At 55.5% G+C, this 24,885-nt stretch carries 23 protein-coding genes; 3 read left to right on the top strand and 20 right to left on the bottom strand.

Annotation, left to right across the window (positions count from 1 at the left end):
* Positions 1-5 precede the first annotated feature (5 nt).
* The 14 genes from ptsG to yceD all read right to left on the bottom strand — a co-directional run bounded on the left by ptsG (position 6) and on the right by yceD (position 12,332).
* A complete protein-coding gene (gene ptsG, locus ACWKXX_RS04220; protein WP_006809245.1) occupies positions 6-1,439 on the bottom strand; it encodes a PTS glucose transporter subunit IIBC in 1,434 nt (477 codons plus the stop codon).
* A 297-nt stretch (positions 1,440-1,736) separates the two neighbouring features.
* Positions 1,737-2,531, bottom strand: a complete 795-nt coding sequence (locus ACWKXX_RS04215) for a metal-dependent hydrolase (protein ID WP_017384720.1) — start codon at positions 2,529-2,531, stop codon at positions 1,737-1,739.
* Positions 2,532-2,541: 10 nt separating this feature from the next.
* Positions 2,542-3,546, bottom strand: coding sequence for a DNA polymerase III subunit delta' (gene holB, locus ACWKXX_RS04210; protein WP_023296308.1), 1,005 nt, complete (start codon positions 3,544-3,546; stop codon positions 2,542-2,544).
* A complete protein-coding gene (gene tmk / locus ACWKXX_RS04205) occupies positions 3,543-4,184 on the bottom strand; it encodes a dTMP kinase (RefSeq protein WP_045349252.1) in 642 nt (213 codons plus the stop codon). The genes holB and tmk overlap by 4 nt, the downstream gene beginning before the upstream one ends.
* Complete coding sequence (gene yceG, locus ACWKXX_RS04200; protein ID WP_023296306.1) at positions 4,174-5,196, bottom strand: cell division protein YceG; 1,023 nt, start codon at positions 5,194-5,196, stop codon at positions 4,174-4,176. The genes tmk and yceG overlap by 11 nt, the downstream gene beginning before the upstream one ends.
* A 2-nt stretch (positions 5,197-5,198) precedes the next feature.
* Complete coding sequence (gene pabC, locus ACWKXX_RS04195; RefSeq protein ID WP_261666300.1) at positions 5,199-6,008, bottom strand: aminodeoxychorismate lyase; 810 nt, start codon at positions 6,006-6,008, stop codon at positions 5,199-5,201.
* A gap of 120 nt (positions 6,009-6,128) precedes the next feature.
* Entirely contained in the window at positions 6,129-7,370 is a 1,242-nt protein-coding gene (gene fabF / locus ACWKXX_RS04190; protein WP_032104090.1) for a beta-ketoacyl-ACP synthase II, read from the bottom strand.
* A 91-nt stretch (positions 7,371-7,461) separates the two neighbouring features.
* Positions 7,462-7,698: an acyl carrier protein gene (gene acpP / locus ACWKXX_RS04185; protein WP_003857954.1), complete on the bottom strand. Its 237-nt coding sequence runs from the start codon at positions 7,696-7,698 to the stop codon at positions 7,462-7,464.
* A 154-nt stretch (positions 7,699-7,852) separates the two neighbouring features.
* Positions 7,853-8,587: a 3-oxoacyl-ACP reductase FabG gene (gene fabG, locus ACWKXX_RS04180; RefSeq protein ID WP_003857956.1), complete on the bottom strand. Its 735-nt coding sequence runs from the start codon at positions 8,585-8,587 to the stop codon at positions 7,853-7,855.
* A 12-nt stretch (positions 8,588-8,599) separates the two neighbouring features.
* The gene (gene fabD / locus ACWKXX_RS04175) at positions 8,600-9,529 is read right to left on the bottom strand and encodes an ACP S-malonyltransferase (protein WP_015570824.1); all 930 of its coding nucleotides are present in this window, start codon (positions 9,527-9,529) and stop codon (positions 8,600-8,602) included.
* Between the two features lie 15 nt (positions 9,530-9,544).
* Positions 9,545-10,498: a beta-ketoacyl-ACP synthase III gene (locus ACWKXX_RS04170; protein ID WP_017384725.1), complete on the bottom strand. Its 954-nt coding sequence runs from the start codon at positions 10,496-10,498 to the stop codon at positions 9,545-9,547.
* Between the two features lie 6 nt (positions 10,499-10,504).
* Positions 10,505-11,539, bottom strand: coding sequence for a phosphate acyltransferase PlsX (gene plsX / locus ACWKXX_RS04165; RefSeq protein WP_017693638.1), 1,035 nt, complete (start codon positions 11,537-11,539; stop codon positions 10,505-10,507).
* 81 nt (positions 11,540-11,620) lie between these two features.
* Complete coding sequence (gene rpmF, locus ACWKXX_RS04160; protein WP_003857964.1) at positions 11,621-11,794, bottom strand: 50S ribosomal protein L32; 174 nt, start codon at positions 11,792-11,794, stop codon at positions 11,621-11,623.
* Between the two features lie 16 nt (positions 11,795-11,810).
* Positions 11,811-12,332: a 23S rRNA accumulation protein YceD gene (gene yceD / locus ACWKXX_RS04155; protein WP_003857966.1), complete on the bottom strand. Its 522-nt coding sequence runs from the start codon at positions 12,330-12,332 to the stop codon at positions 11,811-11,813.
* A 140-nt stretch (positions 12,333-12,472) separates the two neighbouring features.
* Between yceD and ACWKXX_RS04150 the strand changes: the two genes are divergently transcribed.
* Entirely contained in the window at positions 12,473-13,057 is a 585-nt protein-coding gene (locus ACWKXX_RS04150) for a Maf family protein (RefSeq protein WP_017693639.1), read from the top strand.
* A gap of 77 nt (positions 13,058-13,134) precedes the next feature.
* Here ACWKXX_RS04150 and rluC read toward each other — a convergent pair whose 3' ends face one another.
* Positions 13,135-14,082, bottom strand: coding sequence for a 23S rRNA pseudouridine(955/2504/2580) synthase RluC (gene rluC, locus ACWKXX_RS04145; RefSeq protein ID WP_003857970.1), 948 nt, complete (start codon positions 14,080-14,082; stop codon positions 13,135-13,137).
* Positions 14,083-14,652: 570 nt separating this feature from the next.
* Between rluC and rne the strand changes: the two genes are divergently transcribed.
* A complete protein-coding gene (rne, locus tag ACWKXX_RS04140; protein ID WP_261666301.1) occupies positions 14,653-17,769 on the top strand; it encodes a ribonuclease E in 3,117 nt (1,038 codons plus the stop codon).
* Positions 17,770-17,809: 40 nt separating this feature from the next.
* Here rne and ACWKXX_RS04135 read toward each other — a convergent pair whose 3' ends face one another.
* Positions 17,810-18,763: a LysR family transcriptional regulator gene (locus ACWKXX_RS04135; RefSeq protein WP_261666302.1), complete on the bottom strand. Its 954-nt coding sequence runs from the start codon at positions 18,761-18,763 to the stop codon at positions 17,810-17,812.
* Positions 18,764-18,857: 94 nt separating this feature from the next.
* Between ACWKXX_RS04135 and ACWKXX_RS04130 the strand changes: the two genes are divergently transcribed.
* Positions 18,858-20,069, top strand: coding sequence for an MFS transporter (locus ACWKXX_RS04130; RefSeq protein ID WP_045615695.1), 1,212 nt, complete (start codon positions 18,858-18,860; stop codon positions 20,067-20,069).
* 75 nt (positions 20,070-20,144) lie between these two features.
* Here ACWKXX_RS04130 and flgL read toward each other — a convergent pair whose 3' ends face one another.
* The 4 genes from flgL to ACWKXX_RS04110 form a co-directional block, all read right to left on the bottom strand.
* Positions 20,145-21,098: a flagellar hook-associated protein FlgL gene (gene flgL, locus ACWKXX_RS04125; protein ID WP_017384730.1), complete on the bottom strand. Its 954-nt coding sequence runs from the start codon at positions 21,096-21,098 to the stop codon at positions 20,145-20,147.
* Positions 21,099-21,114: 16 nt separating this feature from the next.
* Entirely contained in the window at positions 21,115-22,755 is a 1,641-nt protein-coding gene (gene flgK, locus ACWKXX_RS04120) for a flagellar hook-associated protein FlgK (RefSeq protein WP_017384731.1), read from the bottom strand.
* Positions 22,756-22,830: 75 nt separating this feature from the next.
* Complete coding sequence (gene flgJ, locus ACWKXX_RS04115) at positions 22,831-23,784, bottom strand: flagellar assembly peptidoglycan hydrolase FlgJ (RefSeq protein WP_454540762.1); 954 nt, start codon at positions 23,782-23,784, stop codon at positions 22,831-22,833.
* Positions 23,785-24,882, bottom strand: a complete 1,098-nt coding sequence (locus ACWKXX_RS04110; RefSeq protein WP_017384733.1) for a flagellar basal body P-ring protein FlgI — start codon at positions 24,880-24,882, stop codon at positions 23,785-23,787.
* Positions 24,883-24,885: the final 3 nt, after the last annotated feature.

Here is a 24,885-nt window from a genome sequence, read left to right as displayed (position 1 = left end):
ACAGCTTAGTTGTTGCGGATGTACTCATCCATTTCGGTTTTCAGGTTATCGGATTTCGTACCGAAGATTGCCTGAACACCAGAACCTGCAACAACGACGCCCGCTGCGCCCAGTTTTTTCAGACCCGGCTGGTCTACTTTCGCAACGTCGGCAACGCTCACACGCAGACGAGTGATACACGCGTCCAGGTTAGTGATGTTCTCTTTACCGCCGAAAGCAGCTACCAGAGCAGGCGCCATTTCGCTGGTCACACCGGCTTTGCTGTCTTCCGTTGCATCTTCACGACCCGGCGTTTTCAGGTCCAGTGCTTTGATCAGCACGCGGAAGACGGTGTAGTACACCACTGCGTAGCCCGCACCCACAATTGGGAACAGCCACAGCTTGCTGCTGTTACCGGACAGAACGATGAAGTCGATCAGACCGTGAGAGAAGGACGTACCGTCACGCATACCCAGCAGGATACAGATTGGGAATGCCAGACCTGCCAGTACCGCGTGGATGATGTACAGGATCGGCGCAACGAACATGAAGGAGAACTCGATCGGCTCGGTGATACCGGTCAGGAACGAGGTCAGCGCTGCGGAGATCATGATACCGCCCACTTTTGCACGGTTCTCTGGTTTAGCAGAGTGCCAGATCGCAATTGCGGCGGCCGGCAGACCGTACATTTTGAACAGGAAGCCACCAGACAGTTTACCTGCCGTTGGGTCACCCGCCATGTAGCGTGGGATGTCGCCGTGGAACACCTGGCCTGCTGCGTTGGTGTATTCACCAATCTGCATCTGGAATGGAACGTTCCAGATGTGGTGCAGACCAAATGGTACCAGGCAGCGCTCAATGAAGCCGTAGATACCGAACGCCACAACCGGGTTCTGGTAAGCCGCCCACTGAGAGAAGGTCTGGATTGCTGTACCGATTGGTGGCCAGATGAAAGACAGAACCACACCGGTGAAAATCGCGGCCAGACCAGAAATGATCGGCACAAAACGTTTACCCGCGAAGAAGCCCAGATACTCAGGCAGCTTGATGCGATAGAAGCGGTTAAACATATACGCTGCAATCGCACCGGAGATGATACCACCGAGAACACCGGTGTCCGCCAGATGCTTAGCGGCAATCTCTTCAGCAGGTAAGTGCAGTACCAGCGGCGCAACCACAGCCATGGTTTTCACCATGATGCCGTAAGCAACAACGGACGCCAGCGCGGATACACCGTCGTTATTGGTGAAGCCCAGAGCAACACCGATAGCGAAGATCAGCGGCATGTTAGCAAAAACAGAACCGCCTGCTTCGGCCATCACGTGGGAAACTACGGCTGGCAGCCAGCTGAAGTTTGCAGAACCGACACCCAGCAGGATACCTGCGATAGGCAGTACGGATACTGGCAGCATCAGCGATTTACCGACCTTTTGCAGGTTAGCAAATGCATTCTTAAACATAATTGAGAGTGCTCCTGAGTATTTGTGCTTTTTTTACGTTTTCACGCATTGGCCCGGGGGGAGTACCGCGCCGTGGACAGGACATCTAAGCGCCCTTTATTTATTACACAGAGTAAAATAATTCCCTCTGAGTTTGTTTGACGGCTATCACGTTTCAGTTCAAGACGGCCAAAAAACTTGCAGATATTTACATAAAGCATGTCTGGATGTGTCTAAAAACGCCATCACCGCCCCAAATGAGGCGGTGAACTTTACTCGTTTTACTTATTAATTACGAGCCTAAAAATAACAGGCGTATCAGACAGATTGCAGGTGGGCGGGGTCGATATGGAACAGACTGGCGAAGTTTTCCGTTGTCACGCGAGCCAGCTCTTCAATACTGACACCTTTCAGAACGGCCATATACTCAGCGACATCCCGGGTCATCGCTGGCTGATTTTCTTTGCCGCGATGAGGCACCGGTGCCAGGTACGGGGAATCGGTTTCCACCAGAATACGATCCAGCGGAACATATCGCGCCGCATCACGCAGTTGCTCAGCATTCCGGAACGTTACAATCCCCGAGAACGAGATATAAAAGCCTAAATCAAGCAGCTTACCCGCCGTTTCTCTGTCTTCAGTGAAACAGTGTAGTACGCCACCGCAATCCGTCACCTTTTCTTCCCGCAGGATCGCCAGCGTGTCGGCGCGCGCATCGCGGGTATGAACGATAACAGGCTTATTCAGTTCACGGCCAATACGGATGTGGTTGCGGAAGGATTCCTGCTGGCGAGGTTTCGTTTCCGGGGTGTAGAAATAGTCGAGACCGGTCTCGCCCATCGCCACTACGCCCTCTTCTGCGGCAAGACGGCGTAAATCCTCAACGTCGTACGCTTCATCCTGATTCAGCGGATGCACGCCGCAGGAGAAGACGACATTATCGCGCTCGCCTACCAGTTCACGCATGGCGCGGTAACCCGGCAACGTGGTCGCCACGGCCAGGCAAAATTTCACATCGCGCGCGGCGGCTTTCGCCAGCACGTCGTCCACATTTTTATGCAGGGACTGATAATCCAGGCCATCGAGATGGCAGTGTGAGTCGACTAAAAACATAATGTCTCTCTCAGAGGTGGGAAACCGGCGGTATGACGCCCGGTTGCAGGTAGTGTTCGATACGCAGTAACTGGTCGGTCAGTAAAAGCTCGCGATTGAGACCGGTCACTGTCAAAAGTTGTTCACGGCTCTGGCAGATATCATGAAGGATAGCGTGCAGCGACTGCCCTGACAGGCGATTCGCCAGCGTGGTGACCAGCGCCCACACGTCAGGGTTAGTCAGAAGCGTCGCCCCCTGCTGGATTTTGAGCGCATCCAGCAGCAGTGCGGCCAGCCAGTGCAGCCGTTCCGGTGCCTGATCGCTGTTCAGCGCTGGCAGCACGCTCAGCCAGTCATGGCTATCGAGGGCTGATTCAACCGCACGACATAGCGTTTCACGCTGGGACCACACCTCCGGCTGCAATAAGGCCAGCGCAGCCGCAGGCGCACCGCTGCACAGGCGCAACGCCGAACGCGCCGCATCTGGTGACACCGTCACTTCTCGCTCAAGCCAGGCGAGCGCCCAGGATTCCTGAGGGACAGCGAGGTGGTGAAGAAGGCAGCGACTGCGCAGCGTCGCCAGCAAGCGTTCCGGCTCGCGGCAGGAGAGGAAAAACCAGGTATTCTCTGGCGGCTCTTCCAGGGTTTTTAACAGGGCGTTGGCTGCGGCTTCCGTGAGCAGCGCGGCGTCTTTCAGCCACACCACTTTCGCCCCCCCCAGACGCGCATATTCGTACAGTTTCTCACTGACCTCACGCACCGCGTCGATACCGAGCGTATTTTTGCCCTTCTCGGGTTCGAGGGTGTAATAGTCAGGATGCGTGCCCGCCTGCATAAGCTGGCAACCCCGGCATTTACCGCAGCTTTTATGTCCTTCCGGCTGTTGGCACATCAGAAAGCGGGTGATGGCGTAAATCAACGCATCATCACCCATTCCCGGCAGCGCCTGGATCAGTAACGCATGATGCCCCCGACCAACCTGATAGCTGCCGATCAGCTGTTCAAAGTGTGGGCGCAACCATGGATACCATTTCATGCCTGCTGCTCCTGTAGCCACTGCGTAACGGTCTGCTGAATATCACGCGTAACGTCTTCAAGGGATTGCGTCGCATCGATGGTACGAATGGTCTTGTCCTGCCCGGCCAGTTCCAGATAACGCGCACGGGTGCGGTTAAAGAAATCAAAAGACTCCTGTTCAATGCGGTCCAGTTCGCCGCGGGCACGGGCGCGCTTCAGGCCCACCTCAGGGGTCACGTCCAGATACAGCGTCAGGTCAGGACGGAAATCGCCCAGAACCGCGTCGCGAAGCGTAGCCAGCATGGCCTGATCGATACCCCGGCCACCGCCCTGATACGCCTGGGTTGAGAGATCGTGGCGATCGCCGATCACCCATTTTCCTTCTGCCAGAGCGGGTTTGATCACCGTCTCCACCAGCTGAACGCGCGCCGCATAGAACATCAGCACTTCCGCTTTGTCGGTAATAACTTCATCGCCAACGGATTTGATATCCAGAACCAGGCTGCGCAGTTTTTCCGCCAGCTGCGTACCGCCCGGCTCGCGGGTAAAGACCATGTCGGCAACGCCAAGCGACTTAAGCGTATCCACCACCACGTTACGGGCAGTTGTTTTGCCCGCCCCTTCGAGTCCCTCAATGACAATGTATTTACTGCGCATTTTTTTCCTTAAGTGCCTTCAGATAGTCCTGAACGGAGCGATTGTGGCTGGCCAGGTTGGTATTAAACGTATGCCCCCCTTTTCCGTCAGCCACAAAATAGAGATACGGCGTTTTGGCCGGGTGCGCGGCGGCCTTCAACGATGCTTCACTCGGCGTCGCGATCGGTCCAGGCGGCAGGCCGCTAATCACGTAGGTATTATACGCCGTTGGCGTCTCCAGATCTTTTCTGGAAATCCTGCCGCTGTAGTTTTCGCCCATGCCGTAGATGACGGTAGGATCGGTTTGCAAACGCATGCCGATGCGCAGACGGTTAATAAACACCGAGGCAACCTGGTCACGCTCGGCAGCAACGGCCGTCTCTTTCTCGATGATCGAGGCCATCGTCATGAACTGGTTTTGATCTTTATAAGGCAGGCCCTCTGCTCGCCCTTTCCAGGCAGCGTCTACCGCCGCGACCATTTTGTTGTGCGCGCGCTTCAGAATGGCCACATCCGTCGTGCCTGCCGTATACATCCACGTATCGGGCCAGAACCAGCCTTCCACCCACTCGGGATGTTCGAATTTTAAGGCGTCTGCCACGGTCTGGTAGCGGTCATCTTTCAGCGTATGCTTAATGTATGGCGCGTCCCGCAGCTGCCTGAGGTAATCGCTCAGACGCATACCTTCCACAAAACGCAGCGGGAACTGGGCTTCTTTACCACTCTCCAGCAGTTGCAGCATCTCGCGCACAGTCATGCCAGGGGTAAAGCGATAGGTGCCGGCCTTGAAATGGGACAGGTCCGGTTCAATACGCAGCAGCCACTGGAATACGCGTGGGCGATTGATAATTTTGTCGTCATACAGCTGCTGACCAAGCGCCTGCCGCCCGGTACCCGCTTTCAGGGTAAAAATCGTCTCGTCTTTAATCAGGATCTGACTCTCCGCCAGCTGACGGACTTTCCACACTCCCGCTCCGCCAGCGATACCGAACGCAACGATAAGAAGGAGGACAAAGCGTAACATTTTCTTCATGACTACCTGGTTTGCTCACATAACGGGGCCAGAAACTGGAACAGCTCGCGGGATGACCAGCATTTGCGGCCATAAGCGCGAACGGGGACAACGGGCATCAGCGCATTGCAGATTACGACTTCATCGGCAGACAGCAGCGCCTGTTCCTTAGCGTTGACTTCGACAACGCGAAAGCCTGCGCGTGCCAGCTGGTGCAGACAAAACTGCCGCATAATGCCGTTGACGCCGGCCTGCTCCAGCGAAGGCGTGAACACGTCACTGCCCTTCCGCCAGAGTAAATTAGCCGCACAGCATTCCGTAATGTACCCTTCGCTGTCAAGAACCAGCGCCTCCCCGGCCTCCGTCTGCTCAAGATGAGTACGAATAAGCACCTGTTCAAGGCGGTTGAGATGTTTTATGCCAGCGAGCATCGGGTTTCGCCCCAGACGTACCGGACTTAACGCCAGGGCTACGCCCTCTTCACGCCAGTGCGCATAATGGGAAGGATAATCTGAAACGGAAAGGACCCGCGTAGGATGCAGACAGGCAGAACCGCTATAGCCCCGGCAACCGCTCCCGCGGCTAATAATGACTTTCAGGACGCCGCTTGCTTTATCTGACGCCAGCCGACGCATTTCACTTTCAAGAATGTCCCACTGCGAGAAGGGGATCAGTAATGCTTCGCAGGCTTTTTGTAAACGAAGGATATGGGCCCCGAGCAGACACACGCCACCGTTGAGAATACGCGCAGTCGTGAAACAGCCATCGCCAAACTGGGTCGCCCTGTCGCTTGCCGGCAGCGTTTCTTGCTCAAGGCCATTAATTAAAAACATGGTGGCTCCTTATGCGTGGAGGCTCAGTCTGGCAGGATGTGAGCAGCCGGACAAGGGGATTTCACCTAATAAAAAAGGCCCGGCAAGCGGACCTTTTTTATCGTCAGCGACTAACCAGACTCAGACCTTTTTGAAGATCAGAGAACCGTTAGTCCCACCGAAGCCGAAGGAGTTACACAGGGTATACTCCATACCGCTAACCTGGCGTGCTTCGTGAGGAACGAAGTCCAGATCGCAACCTTCATCCGGATTATCCAGGTTGATGGTTGGCGGTACAGCCTGATCGCGCAGCGCGAGAATTGAGTAGATCGACTCTACCGCCCCCGCAGCACCCAGCAGGTGACCGGTCATGGATTTCGTGGAGCTTACCATTACGCGGCCGGCAGATTCGCCGAAGATAGACTTAACAGCCTGCGCTTCTGCTTTATCGCCCGCAGGGGTAGACGTCCCATGGGCGTTAACGTAGCCAATCTGTGCCGGCGTAATGCCCGCATCGCGGATGGCGTTTTCCATCGCCAGCGCAGCGCCTGCGCCGTTCTCTGGAGGAGACGTCATGTGATAAGCATCGCTGCTCATGCCAAAGCCAACAACTTCAGCATAAATTTTCGCGCCACGTTTTTTCGCGTGTTCGTACTCTTCCAGTACGATCATGCCTGCACCGTCACCCAGCACGAAGCCGTCACGGTCTTTATCCCACGGACGGCTCGCCGCCTGAGGATTATCGTTTCGGGTAGAGAGCGCACGCGCTGCACCGAAGCCACCGACGCCCAGTGGGGTACTGGCTTTTTCAGCGCCGCCCGCAACCATAGCATCTGCATCGCCGTACGCAATGATGCGCGCGGCCTGGCCGATGTTATGCACGCCAGACGTACAGGCTGTCGCGATTGAGATGCTTGGGCCACGCAGGCCGAACATAATGGTCAGGTGACCTGCCACCATGTTGACAATCGTAGACGGAACGAAGAACGGGCTGATTTTACGCGGGCCGCCATTCATCAGAGATGTATGGTTTTCTTCAATCAGACCAAGACCGCCAATCCCGGAGCCGATAGCGGCGCCGATACGGGTCGCGTTCTCTTCCGTAATCTCAAGGCCAGAATCCTGCATGGCCTGAACGCCAGCGACAATTCCATATTGAATGAAGGCATCCATCTTGCGCTGTTCTTTGCGCGAGATGATCTCTTCACAGTTAAAATCCTTTACTAAGCCAGCAAATTTCGTTGCATAGGCGCTAGTATCGAAATGGTCGATTAGGCTGATGCCGCTCTGACCGGCAAGGAGAGCTTTCCAGGTGGACTCTACGGTATTGCCGACAGGAGACAACATGCCAAGTCCGGTCACAACTACACGACGCTTAGACACGCTTGTCCTCCAGGGAGGGATAAAAAAAGAGATTCGTGGGACAACAAAAGATAAAACTCAGGCGGTCGAATGACCGCCTGGAGATGTTCACTTACGCCTGGTGACCGTTGATGTAATCAATGGCAGCCTGAACGGTGGTGATTTTCTCAGCTTCTTCGTCCGGAATCTCAGTATCAAACTCTTCTTCCAGAGCCATTACCAGCTCAACGGTGTCAAGAGAATCTGCGCCCAGGTCTTCAACAAAGGAAGCGGAGTTCACAACTTCTTCCTGCTTAACGCCCAGCTGTTCGCCGATAATTTTCTTAACGCGTTCTTCGATAGTGCTCATACTCTTAAATTTCCTATCAAAACTCGCTTTCGCGATGGTTTTCGTAGTGTATAAAATGTTGAAAAATTTGCAACTAAATCCCGGCAGGTCTTACCACGATTTTACGTTATTTTGAGGCCATTTGCCCAAATAACGCAAATATTTTCGATCGTGATTAAACCATGTACATCCCGCCGTTGACGTGGAGGGTTTCACCAGTGATGTAACCCGCTTCGTCAGAGGCTAAAAATGCAACCGCGCTGGCGATTTCTTTAGGGTCGCCAAGACGACCCGCCGGAACTGCCGCCAGCGTACCCGCACGCTGCTCATCAGTCAGCGCACGCGTCATGTCCGTTTCAATAAAGCCCGGAGCAACAACGTTTACAGTAATTCCACGGGACGCGACTTCACGCGCCAGCGACTTACTGAAACCGATCAGACCTGCTTTCGCCGCAGCGTAGTTAGCCTGACCAGCATTTCCCATGGTACCAACCACAGAACCTACAGTGATAATACGACCATGACGCTTTTTCATCATAGCGCGCATTACCGCTTTTGACAGACGGAATACAGATGACAGGTTGGTTTCGATAATATCGTTCCACTCGTCGTCTTTCATTCGCATCAGCAGGTTGTCGCGAGTGATCCCGGCATTATTGACCAGAATATCCACTTCGCCAAACTCTGCGCGAATATTTTCCAGAACAGATTCGATAGATGCTGGTTCAGTCACATTCAGTACCAGACCTTTACCGTTCGCACCCAGATAGTCGCTGATGGCCTGTGCGCCATTCTCACTGGTCGCAGTCCCGATCACCGTCGCGCCGCGCGCAACCAGTGTTTCAGCAATAGCGCGCCCAATACCGCGGCTTGCGCCGGTCACCAGGGCAATTTTTCCTTCAAAACTCATGGTATTCCTCTTTTATTGCGAGAGTGCCGCTTTCATGGCTTCCGGCTCGTTAATCGCCGAGGCAGTCAGGGTGTCTACAATACGTTTTGTCAGACCGGTAAGTACCTTACCTGGACCAACTTCATACAGATGTTCAACGCCCTGAGACGCCATAAATTCAACGGTTTTAGTCCACTGAACCGGGCTGTAGAGCTGGCGAACCAGCGCGTTACGGATAGCCTCCGGCGCGGTTTCGCACTGCACATCGACGTTATTCACAACGGAAATCGTCGGTGCGTTAAAGGTCATTTTTTCCAGCTCAACCGCCAGCTTATCGGCAGCGGGCTTCATCAGCGCGCAGTGAGACGGCACGCTCACCGGCAGGGGCAGTGCACGTTTTGCGCCCGCAGCTTTACAGGCAGCGCCTGCACGCTCAACCGCTTCTTTATGACCCGCGATAACCACCTGGCCTGGCGAGTTAAAGTTTACCGGAGAAACGACCTGACCTTCAGCAGATTCTTCACAGGCTTTAGCGATAGACGCATCATCCAGACCGATGATGGCAGACATGCCGCCCGTGCCCTCTGGCACCGCTTCCTGCATGAATTTACCACGCAATTCAACCAGGCGTACCGCGTCAGCGAAGGCAATCACCCCTGCGCAGACCAGCGCAGAGTATTCACCCAGGCTATGACCCGCCATCAGCGTCGGCGCTTTGCCGCCCTGCTGCTGCCATACGCGCCACAATGCGACGGAGGCTGCCAGCAGTGCCGGTTGAGTCTGCCAGGTTTTGTTCAGCTCTTCAGCGGGGCCCTGTTGGGTCAGCGCCCACAGATCATAACCCAGCGCGTCAGAGGCTTCACGGAAAGTCTCTTCAATAACCGGATAGTTTGCTGCCATTTCAGACAACATCCCAACAGTTTGCGAGCCCTGTCCCGGGAACACAAAAGCAAATTGCGTCATTTTTTAATCCTTATCCTAGAAACGAACCAGCGCGGAACCCCAGGTGAACCCGCCACCAAAGGCTTCAAGCAAGACCAGTTGGCCCCGTTTAATTCGTCCATCGCGTACCGCTTCGTCAAATGCGCACGGTACCGATGCCGCAGAGGTGTTGCCGTGGCGATCAAGCGTCACCACAACGTTATCCATAGACATGCCCAGCTTCTTCGCCGTCGCGCTGATGATACGCAGGTTCGCCTGATGCGGCACCAGCCAGTCGAGTGCGGTGCGTTCAAGGTTATTGGCTTCCAGCGTCTCATCGACAATATGCGCAAGCTCAGTCACCGCCACCTTGAATACTTCATTACCTGCCATGGTGAGGTAAATGGAGTTATCAGGATTAACGCGATCGGCGTTAGGCAGCGTTAACAGCTCGCCGTAGCGGCCATCGGCATGCAAGTGCGTGGAGATGATGCCCGGCTCTTCGGACTGCCCCAGCAGCACCGCGCCCGCGCCATCGCCAAAAATAATGATCGTGCCGCGATCGGTTGGATCGCAGGTACGCGCCAGCACATCAGCGCCGATCACCAGCGCATATTTTACGGCGCCCGATTTTACATACTGATCGGCGATGCTCAGCGCATAGGTGAAACCCGCGCACGCTGCTGCAACATCAAATGCCGGGCAGCCTTTGATGCCGAGCATGTTCTGCACCTGGCACGCTGCGCTTGGGAAGGCATGCGTGGCAGAGGTTGTCGCCACCACAATAAGCCCGATCTGTTCTTTATCAATGCCAGCCATCTCAAGCGCTCGCTGAGCGGCTTCGTAGCCCATGGTGGACACAGTTTCGTCTGGCGCGGCGATACGACGTTCACGGATACCTGTGCGCGTGACAATCCACTCGTCAGACGTATCTACCATTTTTTCAAGATCGGCGTTGGTACGCACTTGTTTTGGCAGGTAGCTGCCGGTACCTAAAATCTTCGTATACATGTACGCTCAGTCACTTTTAGCTAATACAGATCCCAGGCGAGCGGCAATCCTCTGAGGGACTTGTCGCTGCACCGCCTGCACTGCCTGTTCAATCGCGACGGTAAATGCTCGCTGATTGGCGGCGCCATGACTCTTAATCACGATGCCGCGCAATCCTAACAGACAGGCGCCATTATACTGGTCGGGGTTGAGGTGACTGAATCGCCGCGTCAGGCTTTTTTGTAACCAACGCTTTAATAAAATCAGCCACCAGGACCTTTTTTTACCTTCTCCCTGCGATTTCAGCAGAGAAAGGAACATTCGTACGACCCCTTCCATGGTCTTCAACGTCACGTTTCCAGTGAAGCCATCACACACTAATACATCCGTTTTGCCCGTCAGCAACTCATTGGCTTCGAGATAACCAATATAGTTGATGGAGGGGACCTGTTTGAGTATTTCCGCAGCGTCGCGGATACTGTCCAGGCCTTTGGTCTCTTCTTCACCAATATTCAGTAAAGCAACGCGGGGATTGTTAATCCCGACCACGTCTTCTGCCAGCACCGACCCCATAACGGCAAACTGAGCCAGCATTGTACTATCACAATCCACGTTAGCGCCCAGATCCAGCACCACCGTTTTGCCCTTCTGCTGATGCGGTAATACCGTCACCAGCGCCGGACGCTCAATGCCCTCAATCGGCTTGAGCAATAATTTCGACAGCCCCATCAGCGCGCCAGTATTTCCCGCGCTGACGCAAGCCTGCGCTCGCCCTTCTTTCACCAGCTCCAGCGCCATTCGCATAGAGCTGCCACGACTATTACGAATAGCCTGCGATGGCCGGGCATCACTGGCAATAACTGACTGCGCAGGAATAATCTGCAGACGCGAACGTTGTTCAAAGTCAGCTTTTGCAAGTAATGGCGTGATTGTGTCGGGATTACCGACTAAAAGAAGTGTGAGTTGCGAATTAGAATTCAGTGCCTGCAATGCTGCAGGCACTGTCACGGTAGGGCCAAAATCTCCCCCCATGACATCTAACGCCAGGGTTAGACGTGTCAAGGTATCGTCGCAGCCTGGTTCGGTAAACTCCCCGTTTGCACGGGGAAGTTCCTCACTAAGCCTAATCACGCTGACGCGTGATTACTTAGTGATAACCTTGCGGCCGCGGTAGAAACCGTCAGCGGTGATGTGGTGACGCAGGTGTTTCTCACCAGAAGTCTTGTCTACAGACAGGCTGGTAACTGCGGTCAGCGCGTCATGGGAACGACGCATGCCACGTTTGGAACGGGTTGGTTTATTCTGTTGTACGGCCATGGACCTTACTCCTCAATTACTTACGCTTTAAGCTGGCTAATACGGCAAATGGGTTTGGTTTTTGCGCTTCATCAGGCAGTTCCCCAAAGACCATGTCCGCCTCGGACACTTCACAGTGTTCAGAATCATGCACCGGAACGACTGGCAGGGAGAGGATGACTTCATCTTCAACCAGCGCCAGAAGATCGATTTCACCGAATTCGTTAACCTCAATCGGCTCATACGCTTCCGGGAGTGCTTCAGCCTGTTCGTCAGAACGAACCGGACTAAAACAATACGTTGTGTGAACATGCTGTACAAACGGTTTCCCGCAACGCTGACATTCGAGCGTTACCGTCACCTTTGCATCACCGGTTAACACGGCGAGACGCTGGTTGTCGATAGCGAACGACATGGAGCATTCTACATCACTGTCCACACTGACTACAGATTCGGCAATACGCTCAGCCTGATCGGAAGAATAGATTCCTTCGTAATCGAGGCGTTTTTGAGCCGTACGAACCGGATCAAGAGTCAGGGGTAATTTTACCTTTTGCATAGGGCGCGCATATTAACTTTGTAACGTCATAGAGTCAAAGAAAAAGGCAACCAGAGCTGCCTTTTGCCAATTATTCGCACACATTGCGGCCTGTAGTTTAAAATGGCTGGCATCGATACGCTATATCTGGTGATAAAAATATGCCAAATCTCGTCCTTGCTTCCACTTCACCTTATCGCCGAATGCTGCTGGAAAAGCTCGGGATCCCGTTTGAATGCGCTGCGCCGGAGGTGGATGAAACGCCACAGCCGGGCGAGTCACCGCGTCATCTGGTGACCCGTCTCGCGAAAGAGAAAGCACAGTCGCTGGCCGTACGTTACCCCGCACATCTGATTATAGGCTCCGATCAGGTTTGTGTGCTGGACGGCGAAATCACCGGCAAACCGCATACGGAAGAAAACGCCTGCCAGCAACTTTTGCGTGCGCGAGGCGGTATCGTGACCTTTTATACCGGCCTGGCGCTTTATAATTCGGCTTCCGGTCATCTGCAAACCGAGTGCGAGCCGTTTGATGTGCACTTCCGTCATCTTAGCGAGCAGGAGATTATGGATTATGTGCGTCGGGAACGTCCGCTGAACTGTGCCGGGAGCTTTAAAAGTGAAGGACTAGGGATTGCGTTGTTCGACAAGCTCGATGGCCGCGATCCCAACACGCTGGTGGGGTTGCCGCTGATTGCGCTGTGCCAGATGTTAAGGCGAGAAGAGTGTAATCCGCTGACGATGTGACCGTTGCGGCCTGATGCTCACAGGGAGAGGGAGAAAAACATGTTGGCCGGGTAAGCGCAGCGCCACCCGGCACAAAATCAGCCGCGCAGAACTTTCAGACAGCGTTTGAGCTGCTCATCCAGCGGCGCTTCAATACGGATAACTTCGCCGGTATTAGGATGGGTAAATTTCAGCGCTGCCGCGTGCAGGAACAGACGCGACAGCCCTGTTCCCGCCAGCTGCTTATCAAATTCGCGATCGCCATAGCGGTCATCAAACGCAATCGGATGGCCCGCAAACTGGGTATGGACGCGAATCTGGTGGGTACGCCCCGTCACCGGACTACAGCGCACCAGCGTGGCGAATTCGTAGCGCTCTTCAACTTTAAAGCGCGTCTCAGACGGTTTCCCTTCCTGATTAACACGAACAATGCGCTCGCCGCTTTGCAGAATATTTTTCAGCAGCGGCGCCTGCACCACTTTCACGTGGGACTGCCACTGGCCGCGCACCAGCGCCAGGTAATCTTTCTGCATCCCTTTTTCGCGCAGCTGTTCATGCAGTGAACGCAGCGCAGAACGTTTTTTCGCCACCAGCAGCACGCCAGAGGTATCGCGGTCAAGACGGTGAACCAGTTCGAGGAAACGCGCTTCCGGGCGCAGCGCGCGTAACCCTTCAATCACGCCGAAGCTCAGACCACTCCCCCCGTGTACCGCCGTTCCGGACGGTTTATTCAGCACCAGAATGTGGTCGTCCTCATAAAGGATAACGTCGCTCAGGGCCGCGACTTTTTGCAGCTTCGGAGAAACGACCTCTTCTTCACGCTCTGCAACACGTACCGGTGGGATCCGGACTTCATCGCCCGCCTCAAGCTTATACTCTGGCTTCACGCGTTTTTTGTTCACCCGCACCTCGCCCTTACGCAAGATGCGATAAATCATACTTTTTGGCACGCCCTTCAACTGGGTGCGCAAAAAATTATCGATACGTTGCCCCGCCTCGTCGTCGGCGATGGCAACCATTTTTACGGCTGGAGTCTCTGTTTTCATGGTTGGCGATTCTAAATAGCGTCAGACATTAGCGCCACTCATTTTTCTATGCTTATATTTACTTTTATCCGGACCACTCCCCTTTCGCGCAATCGATTTGGTGGTTATTAAACCAATCACCCCGTTGAAGTGAAGAAACTGTGAGTAACCGGGTGATAATTGGTAAAAGTCATCTTGCTATAACCCGGCGAGCAGTGGAATAATGAATCCGTTTTCCGCGTTAAATCCGGGTTTTGTAAGGATGTCGACGGAATGACCAATTTTGTCTGACCGATCATCCACGCAGCAATGGCGTAAGACGTATTGATCTTTCAGGCAGTTAGCGGGCTGCGGGTTGCAGTACTTCCCGGTATAAGGATTGTTCTCTGGAGAGTTTTCCCAGGCAATTCCCCTGATAATTGCGCTGTGTTTCCGTATGAAACACAGGCAACCGACACTCTGCGCCTCTTAAGCGAGCGACAACCGTGAGGTTGGCGACGTGAATAGACACGAGGCCATCGGTTCATACCCCGGAAAGCGTCACCTTGCCCGCAGCTTTGTCGTCAATGTAAGAATAACGAGTAAGTTACGATGAAAAGAATGTTAATCAACGCAACTCAGCAAGAAGAGTTGCGTGTCGCCCTTGTGGATGGGCAGCGCCTGTACGATCTGGATATCGAAAGTCCTGGACACGAACAGAAAAAAGCGAACATTTACAAAGGCAAAATCACCCGCATTGAACCAAGCCTTGAAGCTGCATTTGTCGATTACGGTGCTGAGCGTCACGGTTTCCTTCCTCTCAAAGAAATCGCCCGCGAATATTTTCCTGCAAACTACAACTCCCATGGCCGTCCGAACATTAAAGATGTTCTGCGTGAAGGTCAGGAAGTTATCGTCCAGATCGATAAAGAAGAGCGTGGCAACAAAGGTGCCGCACTGACCACCTTTATCAGCCTGGCAGGAAGTTATCTGGTATTGATGCCAAACAACCCGCGTGCGGGTGGCATCTCTCGCCGTATCGAAGGCGATGACCGTACCGAGCTGAAAGAAGCGCTGGCAAGTCTCGAGCTGCCAGACGGCATGGGCCTTATCGTGCGCACCGCAGGCGTCGGCAAATCTGCCGAAGCGTTGCAGTGGGACCTGAGCTTCCGTCTGAAGCACTGGGAAGCCATCAAGAAAGCGGCTGAGAGCCGTCCTGCTCCGTTCCTGATCCACCAGGAAAGCAACGTTATTGTGCGTGCCTTCCGTGATTATCTACGTCAGGACATCGGTGAAATTCTGATTGATAACCCGAAAGTGCTTGAGCTGGCTCGCCAGCACATCGCCGCGCTGGGTCGCCCGGATTTCACCAGCAAAATTAAACTGTACACCGGTGAAATCCCGCTGTTCAGCCACTATCAGATTGAATCCCAGATCGAGTCTGCCTTCCAGCGTGAAGTGCGTCTGCCGTCCGGCGGTTCTATCGTAATTGATACCACCGAAGCGCTGACCGCTATCGACATCAACTCCGCGCGTGCAACTCGTGGCGGCGACATCGAAGAGACCGCCTTCAACACCAACCTTGAAGCCGCTGATGAAATCGCCCGCCAGCTCCGCCTGCGCGACCTGGGTGGTCTGATTGTTATCGACTTCATCGACATGACCCCGGTTCGCCACCAGCGTGCGGTTGAAAACCGTCTGCGTGAAGCGGTACGCCAGGATCGCGCACGTATCCAGATTAGCCATATCTCGCGCTTCGGCCTGCTGGAAATGTCCCGTCAGCGTCTGAGCCCGTCACTCGGCGAGTCCAGCCATCACGTCTGCCCGCGCTGTTCCGGTACGGGTACCGTGCGTGACAATGAATCGCTCTCCCTCTCTATTCTGCGTCTGATTGAAGAAGAAGCGCTGAAAGAGAACACCAAAGAGGTTCACGCCATCGTTCCGGTGCCGATTGCCTCCTACCTGCTGAACGAAAAACGTGCAGCGGTAAGCGCAATCGAAGCGCGTCAGGGCGGCGTTCGCTGCATCATCGTGCCAAACGACGAGATGCAAACCCCGCACTATCACGTGCTGCGCGTGCGTAAAGGCGAAGAGACAAGCACCCTCAGCTACCTGCTACCGAAGCTGCATGAAGAAGAAATGGCGCTGCCATCGGATGAAGAGCCTGCCGAGCGTAAACTGCCTGAGCAGCCTGCATTAGCAACCTTCATCATGCCGGAAGCCCCGCCGGAAGCGACGCTGGAAAAACCAGCGGCAAAACCTGCCGTGCAAAAGGCGGCCCCTGCCGCGCCAAAAGCGCAGCCTGAGCAGCCGGGTCTCCTGAGCCGCATCTTCGGCGCGTTGAAAAAAATGTTTGCTGGCGAAGAAGTTCAGCCTGAGCAGCCGAAAGAAGCGCCAAAAGAAGCGAAACCAGAGCGTCAGCAGGACCGTCGTAAGCGTCAGAACAATCGTCGCGATCGTAATGACCGCAACGACCGTAGCGATCGTAACGAACGCCGTGATAATCGTTCCGAGAACAACGAAGGTCGTGAACAACGCGAGGACAACCGTCGCAACCGTCGCGAGAAGCAACAGCAGAACGTTGAAGATCGTGAGATTCGCCAGCAGGCGGGCGATGAGTCCGAGAAGAGCAAACAGCGTGACGAGCAGCAACCTCGCCGCGAGCGTAACCGTCGTCGTAACGACGAGAAACGCCAGGCCCAGCAGGAAGTCAAAAACCTGAACCGCGAAGCGCCTGTTGAACAGCAGGACACGGAGCAGGAAGAGCGTACTCAGGTTATGCCGCGTCGTAAGCAGCGTCAGCTGACCCAGAAAGTACGTGTGGGTGCTGTTCAGACGGAAGAAAACGACGTTATCGCGGTTGAAGCAGCAGAAAGCACAACGGGTACCCAGGTTGCAAAAGTTGACCTGCCAGCCGTCGTGGAAAATCAGGTTGAGCAGGACGAAAGCAGCGAAAACCGTGACAACGCAGGTATGCCGCGTCGCTCCCGTCGTTCTCCGCGTCATCTGCGCGTGAGCGGTCAGCGTCGTCGTCGTTACCGTGACGAGCGTTACCCGACTCAGTCGCCAATGCCGCTGACCGTGGCGTGCGCGTCACCTGAGATGGCATCCGGCAAAGTCTGGATCCGTTATCCGGTTGCTCGCCCGGAGCAAGCTGTTGAAGAACAGGCTGTGACCGAAGAGGTGATTGCACCGGTAGCAGCGGTGGAAGACGTCGTGACTGAAGCGGCAACCGTGGTTGAACCGCAGGTTGTTGACACGGCGGCACCGCAGGCTGTGGAAGTGGAAACGCCCCATCCTGAAGTGATTGCTGCGCCGGTTGATGCCGCTCCGCAGATCATTGCCGAAGAAGATACCGTGGTGGCTGAAGAAGTCGCGGAAGAAGCTGAACCAATCTCCGCAGCAGAAGAACCCGCAGACGTTGCCGTCGAGACGGTGACGGAAGAGGTTGTTCAGGACGTCGAGATTCAGGTTGAACCTGTTGTCGAAGAGGTCAAAGCGCCTGAAGTGAAATCCGAGCCGGTTGAGGTCGTTGCCGCTCCAGCGCCTGCTCACGTAGCTACCGCGCCGATGACTCGCGCCCCGGCACCTGAGTATGTACCTGAAGCGCCACGCCATAGCGACTGGGTTCGTCCGGCATTCAACTTCGAAGGCAAAGGTGCTGCCGGTGGTCACAGTGCAACGCACATGGCTACTGCGCCAGCTACTCGTCCTCAGCCTGTTGAATAACGCACGCTAAGACTGAAAGCCGACCTACGGGTCGGCTTTTTTATGGCTGTTGCAGGGGCTTTCTCATTCCGGTGACCTCCGGCATTATCTGCCGCATCAGCTCCAGAAAACGCCGCAAACGCGCCGGATAATAACGAGACCAGGGGTAAACCAGATGTACCGGTAACGCTGCCGGCTGCCACTCTGGCAGTAGATGCACCAGTCTTCCTTCCTGAATATCATCCTGTACTGTCCAGCTGGATACCACCGCCACGCCCAGCCCGGTGAGTGCCGTATTGCGCGCCACATACAGGCTGTCGGTACTCAGGCGTGGCGTAATGGTAACCCGCGCCGGGGCAGATGATGCATCGTGGAAAAGCTCCACATGGCGTTGATAAAAAGAGCTGATGGCAATCCAGGGAAGCTGCTGCAAATCTTCCGGCGTTTTAACCGCGGGATAACGGGCCAGTAATTCCGGTGAAGCCACCACCGAGCGCGGCACTTCAGCCAGCAGCACGGACACGGTCGCCGGATCGATTTCCACACCCACCCGAATAGCACAGTCAAGGTTGTCGCCGAGGAAATCAACCGAGTGATCGTTGAGCATCCACTCAACAGAAAGCTGGGGATAGCGCTGTAAAAATTCGGTTAACGGTTTCAGAAGCTGATCCTGGCCAAACGCGTGCGGGGCGCGCACCCTCAGCACCCCAACCGGTTCATCTTCCGTCTGCCCTACCTCGTCTTCCAGCGCCAGCCAGCTGTCAATCACCCGTCGGGCATGCTGATAGCAGCGTTCGCCGTCATCGGTCAGCCGGGTCGTATGGGTTGTGCGCAGCATCAGACGTACTCCCAGCATGGTCTCAAGCGACTGCAACCGTCTGCTCACCGTGGCCTGGGTTGTTGCCAGCTGACGTGCCGCCGCAGAAAGAGACCCCGCCTCCACAATGCGAACAAACGTTCGCATCAGTTCTACCCGATCTATACGCTCAGACCTTTTCATACCATTTTTACCCATACGCCACACGTATAAGCGTTTTACCACCGCGCCCGCTACCGTCGCAAGGCGTACTGATAAAAAATAGCCGCACACGACGAATGAGGAACATCTTATGAACACAACTACCACCCGGGCCGTAAGCCGCTGGGTAATCTTAATGCTGGCGCTCGGTGCGGGCTTTAGCGTGGCATCCATCTATTATGCCCAGCCTCTTCTGCCGCTGATGGGCTCAGACCTGCATCTGAGCATCGAAGGCATGGGCATGGTCCCGACGCTCACCCAGGCGGGTTATGCCCTGGGCATCCTGTTTCTGCTCCCGCTCGGCGATCGTCATGACCGCAGAACGCTGATCCTGATAAAAAGTGCGGTTCTGGCGCTGTTCCTGCTGGGTTGTAGCCTGACCGGACAACTGCACTCCCTGCTGCTCACCAGCCTGCTGATTGGCATGGCCGCCACCATGGCGCAGGATATTGTCCCGGCCGCAGCGATCCTCGCGCCGGAAGGTAAACAGGGAAAAACGGTCGGCACGGTGATGACCGGCCTGCTGCTGGGGATTTTGCTCTCCAGAACCGTGAGCGGCGTGGTGGGTGAGGCCTTTGGCTGGCGGGTGATGTATCAGCTGGCTGCTGCAAGCATTGCCTTTGTCGGCGCGGTGATGTGGGCCGTACTCCCACGTTTTGCTATTCACTCCACGCTGAGCTATCCCGCGCTGATGCGTTCCATGGAGCACCTGTGGCGTCGTTACCCGGCACTGCGTCGCGCGGCGCTGGCTCAGGGTTTTCTGTCGATTGCCTTTAGCGCATTCTGGTCAACGCTGGCGGTCATGCTGCTGGAACGGTATCATCTTGGCAGCGCCGTAGCGGGTGGATTTGGTATTGCCGGAGCCGCTGGTGCGCTGGCTGCACCGCTGGCAGGGGGTCTGGCAGATAAGCTGGGCGCCGGTAAAGTGACCCAGCTGGGTGCCGCGCTGGTGACCCTCTCGTTTGCCCTGATGTTCATGATGCCGGCACTGGGTGTACACGGTCAGTTGATCCTGATTGCCCTCTCCGCGGTCGGTTTCGATCTCGGCTTGCAGTCCAGCCTCGTGGCCCACCAGAACCTGGTCTACAGCCTTGAGCCGCAGGCCCGCGGACGCCTGAACGCCCTGCTGTTTACCGTCATTTTCATCGGAATGGCGCTGGGTTCGGCATTAGGCAGCAATATCTATACGCTGGCAGGCTGGTCTGGCGTGGTGGCTCTGGCAACCCTGTGTGGTGCCATTGCGCTGGCTATCAGAGTGATTGAAAGCGCCCGGGTGCTGTCCGCACAGGCAGAACGTGTGTAAAAAAAATGCCCAACCCGGACGGGTTGGGCAGTCAAAACATGCCCAGTTTCAAGACATGTCAAACAGGTCAGAGTCTTATTTGTTCATCTGGAACAAAGACATACCCTGCATATCGCTAAAGGCTTTATACGAGGCCTGCAACGCCGCCTGCTGCATGGTGTAGGACGAAATCACCGAGTTCCAGTCCACGTCAACCAGGTTACTCATCTGCTGCGTCTGACCCAGCGCGCGGTCTTCACCCAGAGCGTCCAGCTTGCCCAGCTCATCCAGCTTGATGCCGAGGTCGGCGCGCACGGTCAGCACGTTGTTGAGGGAGTTGCTCAGGCCACGGTTGGCTTTATCAATAGCCGCCGTAAACGCCTCGGCTTTCGTTTCGTCCTCCCCAATCGGCGTATTCAACGCTTCAATTGCGGAGTCGAGGATCTTGAACAAATTCGTTTCCGGCGCACTACCATCTGGCTCTGGCTTGGCATTGCTGGTGAAGCTATCGAAAACTTCAGTGCCCGTATGGCTAATTTGCATCGTGCGCGCGGAGTCAACCTGCTGGCTGATTGGCGTTCCGCCGCCCTTATAATCACCCGTCGCCTGGTCGAAAGCCGCCGCTTCGGTCTTGTAACCGGAAAAAATATAGCGACCGTTACCGTCCGTGCTGTTAGCCAGGTTCATGAGCTGATCGCGAATACCTTGCAGGTTCGTGGCCAGCGAAGCGCGGTCATCGTCACTTAACGTACCGTTGCCCGCATTGACAATCTTTTCCTGAGCAGCCTGGATGGCGGTTGTCACTTGCGATAACACGTTCTCTTCCAGCGAGACTTTCGTCGTAGCGAAGGAGCGTGCCAGCGCATACTGGCTGTTTTGCGTTTGAGCCTGAGAGAGCACAACGGCCTGCGAGGCGGCAATCGGATCGTCAGACGGACGGTTGATACGCTTCCCCGTAGACATCTGCTCGCCGTAGCTGAGCCAGAGACTTTGGGAGTTCGTCACGCCGCGCATGCTTTGCTCATACATCATTTGAGTACTAATACGCATTTTTTATGCCTCAGCCTTAGCGGATATTGATCAATGCATCAAACAGCGTGCTCGCCGTTTGCAGCACCTGCGCATTCGCCAAATAGTACTGCTGATAGCGTTGCAGGTTGCCATACTCTTCATCCAGGTTAACCCCGGAGATTGACTGCTGTTGTTTGGTCAGCTGCGTCACCACGTTAACTTTGGTTTCGCTGCTGGTTTTCAGCGACGCCGTGGTGCTGCCCACCGTACTGACCAGCGCGGCATAAGCATCGTTAAAGGTTTTGTTCCCTCCCACCAATTTGGCGCTCTGTAAATCCAGCAGCTTCTGGCCATTGGTATTGTCGCTTTCACCGCTTCCTTTCGCGGAGGCCATCGCCAGTTTGGATTCGTCGCTGATCGCTACGTCCATATTCACAATGACGTCATTCACCGGTTTGACGATGAAACTGTCTTTATTATCGGCTGAGCCGCTAATCTTAACGTTGAGACCATCAAACGACAGATTACCGCTGGCGTCAGGCTTGGCCGTGAAGCTGGTATTGTCCGACAGACGCGTGATTGTCCAGTCAGTACCGTTGTACTCAACTTTATAGTTTGTCGCCTGGACCTTTGTACTGTCCGTCATCGTGGCCGTAACGGACGCGCTTCCGGTGTTTTTACCGTTACTCAGCACTGCCGGAGAGCCAAAATCAAACAGCTTGCCGCCTGCATCCCCGTTGGCATCAAAGCCAGCCTGGTGCTGGGTATTCATGGCATCCGCAAACGCCAGCGCCATCTGGTTAAGGGTGTTTCGCGCCTGATCCAGATCCTGAGAACGGAACGTTAACAGCCCCCCAAGCGACCCCGTGGTGATCTGTTTTTCTGAGATCTCCACGTTGCCCGCTGCGGTATCCACATACGCAATTGTTGTACGCGCTGGGTCCGCACTGGATTTCACCGCCGCCAGCTGGCTGGCGTTGCTGCCCTGTACCAGGGTGTAACCGTTGGCGATAGAGATGTTGTAGGTGCCGCTGTCCTGTACGGTGACGTCCACACCGACAATCTTGTTCAGTTCACTCACCAGCTGATCGCGCTGATCGAGCAGTTCATTCGGGGATGCGCCCGCACCGACGCCAGTCAGCCGGGAGATCTGATCGTTAAGATTGGCAATCTGTTTCGCGTAGTTATTGATCTGATCGACGCTGGTAGAAATCGCCGTATTGACCTGCGCATCCTGATCGCGGAGATATTGATCGTTGGTTTTAAACTGGTTTACCAGGCCATCCGCCTTCCCGAGTACCGTCTGGCGAGCAGCCGGATCTTCTGCGTTACTCACCAGCGTTTGCAGGCTTTTAAAGAAATCCTGGAGGTTGGCAGAAAGCGAGTTCGTGGTATCAGAAAGCACGTCGTCAATTTTTGACATCTGCTGGTAGCGCGTGGTCAGCCCACTGCTCTGGTTCTGCGCCGCGCGCAGCTGGTTGGTGATAAACGCATCATATTCACGCTGAACACCGGAGACATAGACCCCGTTACCCACCCAGCCACCGCCGGTCAGGGTGCTGTTTGATGCCCCCAGAATGGTGGTCTGGCGGGTATAACCTGCCACGTTGTAGCTTGAAATATTATTACTGACGGTATTGAGTGCCGACTGCGCAGCACTGAGGCCACTCATGGCGCTGTTAATCAAACTGGACATGGGGGTTCCTTTTATACGTTCAGACACGAGTCCTGATGAAGGTTATCGGCAACCTCCACCGGGACTTGAGAACTTTCAGAACAGATTTTCGAGATCTGTGCTATACGCTTTGCTGACCTTCTCAGACATGGATTTCAGCTGCTGGATCATGCTGGTCAGCTTGCGCGCATAGTTTGGATCGGTCGCGTAGCCAGCATTCTGCAATGCCTGAGCGCCCTGCTCTGGCGTGACGGCCTGGGTCACGGCGGTGTAGCGCGGATTCCGGCTCAGCAGCCCGACATAATCCGACAACGCTTCCAGATACGAGCTGTAGACGCGGAATTTGGCTTTCACCTTCACTGCCGCACCGTTCTCATATTCGGTGGTGGTGATCTCGGTGGTCGGCCCTTTCCAGCTGGAGGTGGCCTTAACGCCAAAGATGTTGAAGCTCGGCTCGCCGTTCTCCCTGCGGATCTGACGTTGCCCCCAGCCCGACTCCAGCGCCGCCTGCGCCAGAATCAGATGGTGCGGCACGCCGCTCTCTTCACTGGCAAGACGCGCCGGGAGGGAGAGCTGCGCCAGGAAGTCTTTGCTGTCGCCGGAGAGCGGCTCGTCACGCGTTTCTGCCGGTTTCGGCATCGCCTTACGCACCATCTGCGTCAGCGCCTGATTTTGATAACTGGTCACCTTTTCCAGATCAAACTTCAGCGGCACCTGCTGCGGGGCCTCTTCAGGCGGGAGCCCCTGAGCGGCTGCGGTCTGCTTCACAATCATATCCGCCAGGCCGAGCCCCTTTCCGGCGGTCATTTGCTGGGCAATCTGCTGATCGTACATGCTGGTGTAAAGCCGCGTGGAATCGCTGCTGAACATGCCATCTTTCGGCAGGGTTTCACGCATGCTTTTCAACATCATCTGTACGAACATGCCTTCCACCTGACGGGCAACCGGGCGGATATTCGCCGCCGGATCCTTGCCCGCTTTGGTTTTCAGCTCGTTGAGCGACTGGGCATCCCAGGCGGCACTGGTCAACAGTTTGCTATCGGTCAGCATTTAGATGATTTCCAGTCTGGCGCGCAGGCAGCCTGCACTTTGCATGGATTGCAGAATGGACATCAGATCCATTGGCGTTGCACCCAGCGCATTCAGAGCACGCACCACGCTGTTCAGGTTGGCGCTGGAGCGCACGCTCTGCAACGAACCGCCGCTCTGTCGTAAATCAATCTGCGTTTGCGGGGTCACTACCGTCTGACCGCCACCAAACGGGGTATCCGGCTGGCTGACGTTGGCCGAGCGGTTAACCGTGACGGAGAGATTGCCCTGCGCCACGGCGCAGCTGTCCAGCGTCACTTCGCGGTTCATCACCACCGAGCCGGTACGGGAGTTGATAATGACTTTCGCATCCTGCACCGGCACGTTCACTTCCATATTCTGGATATCGGCCAGCAACCGCACCTGGTTGCTGCTGCCGGTTGACGTGCGGATCTGCACGGTACGGGCATCCAGCGCGGTGGCGCTGCCGTAGCCCCGGCTGCGGTTGATGGTGTCAGCGATCTGCTGCGCCATCGTAAAGTCTTCGTTATTCAGTTGCAGGTTAATGGTGTTGCCGGTGCCGAACTGGGTCGGCAGCTCACGTTCGATGATCGCGCCGTTGGTAATACGTCCCCCGTTCAGCTGGTTCACCTGCACGCTGCTGCCGCCCGCCGACGCGCCTGCTCCGCCAACCAGAATGTTGCCCTGCGCCAGAGCATACACCTGGCTGTCGACGCCTTTCAGCGGCGTCATCAGCAACGTACCGCCGCGCAGGCTTTTGGCGTTACCCATCGACGAGACAACCACGTCGATGGTCTGCCCCTGACGCGCAAAGGCCGGATAAGACGCGGTCACCATCACGGCCGCCACGTTTTTCAGCTGCATGTTGGTCCCGGCCGGTACGGTAATACCGAGCTGCGAGAGCATATTGTTCAGGCTCTGGGTGGTGAACGGCGTCTGGGTCGTCTGGTCACCCGTCCCATCCAGCCCCACCACCAGGCCGTAGCCAATCAGCGAGTTTTCGCGCACGCCCTGCACGCTGGTGAGATCGCGTATGCGATCGGCCTGCGCAACGGTAGCGACCAGCGACAGCGCCACGGCGAAGAGAAATTTATACATAGG

Source organism: Enterobacter sp. UPMP2061 (assembly GCF_053709615.1).
This window is presented reverse-complemented; position numbering and strand designations above follow the sequence as displayed.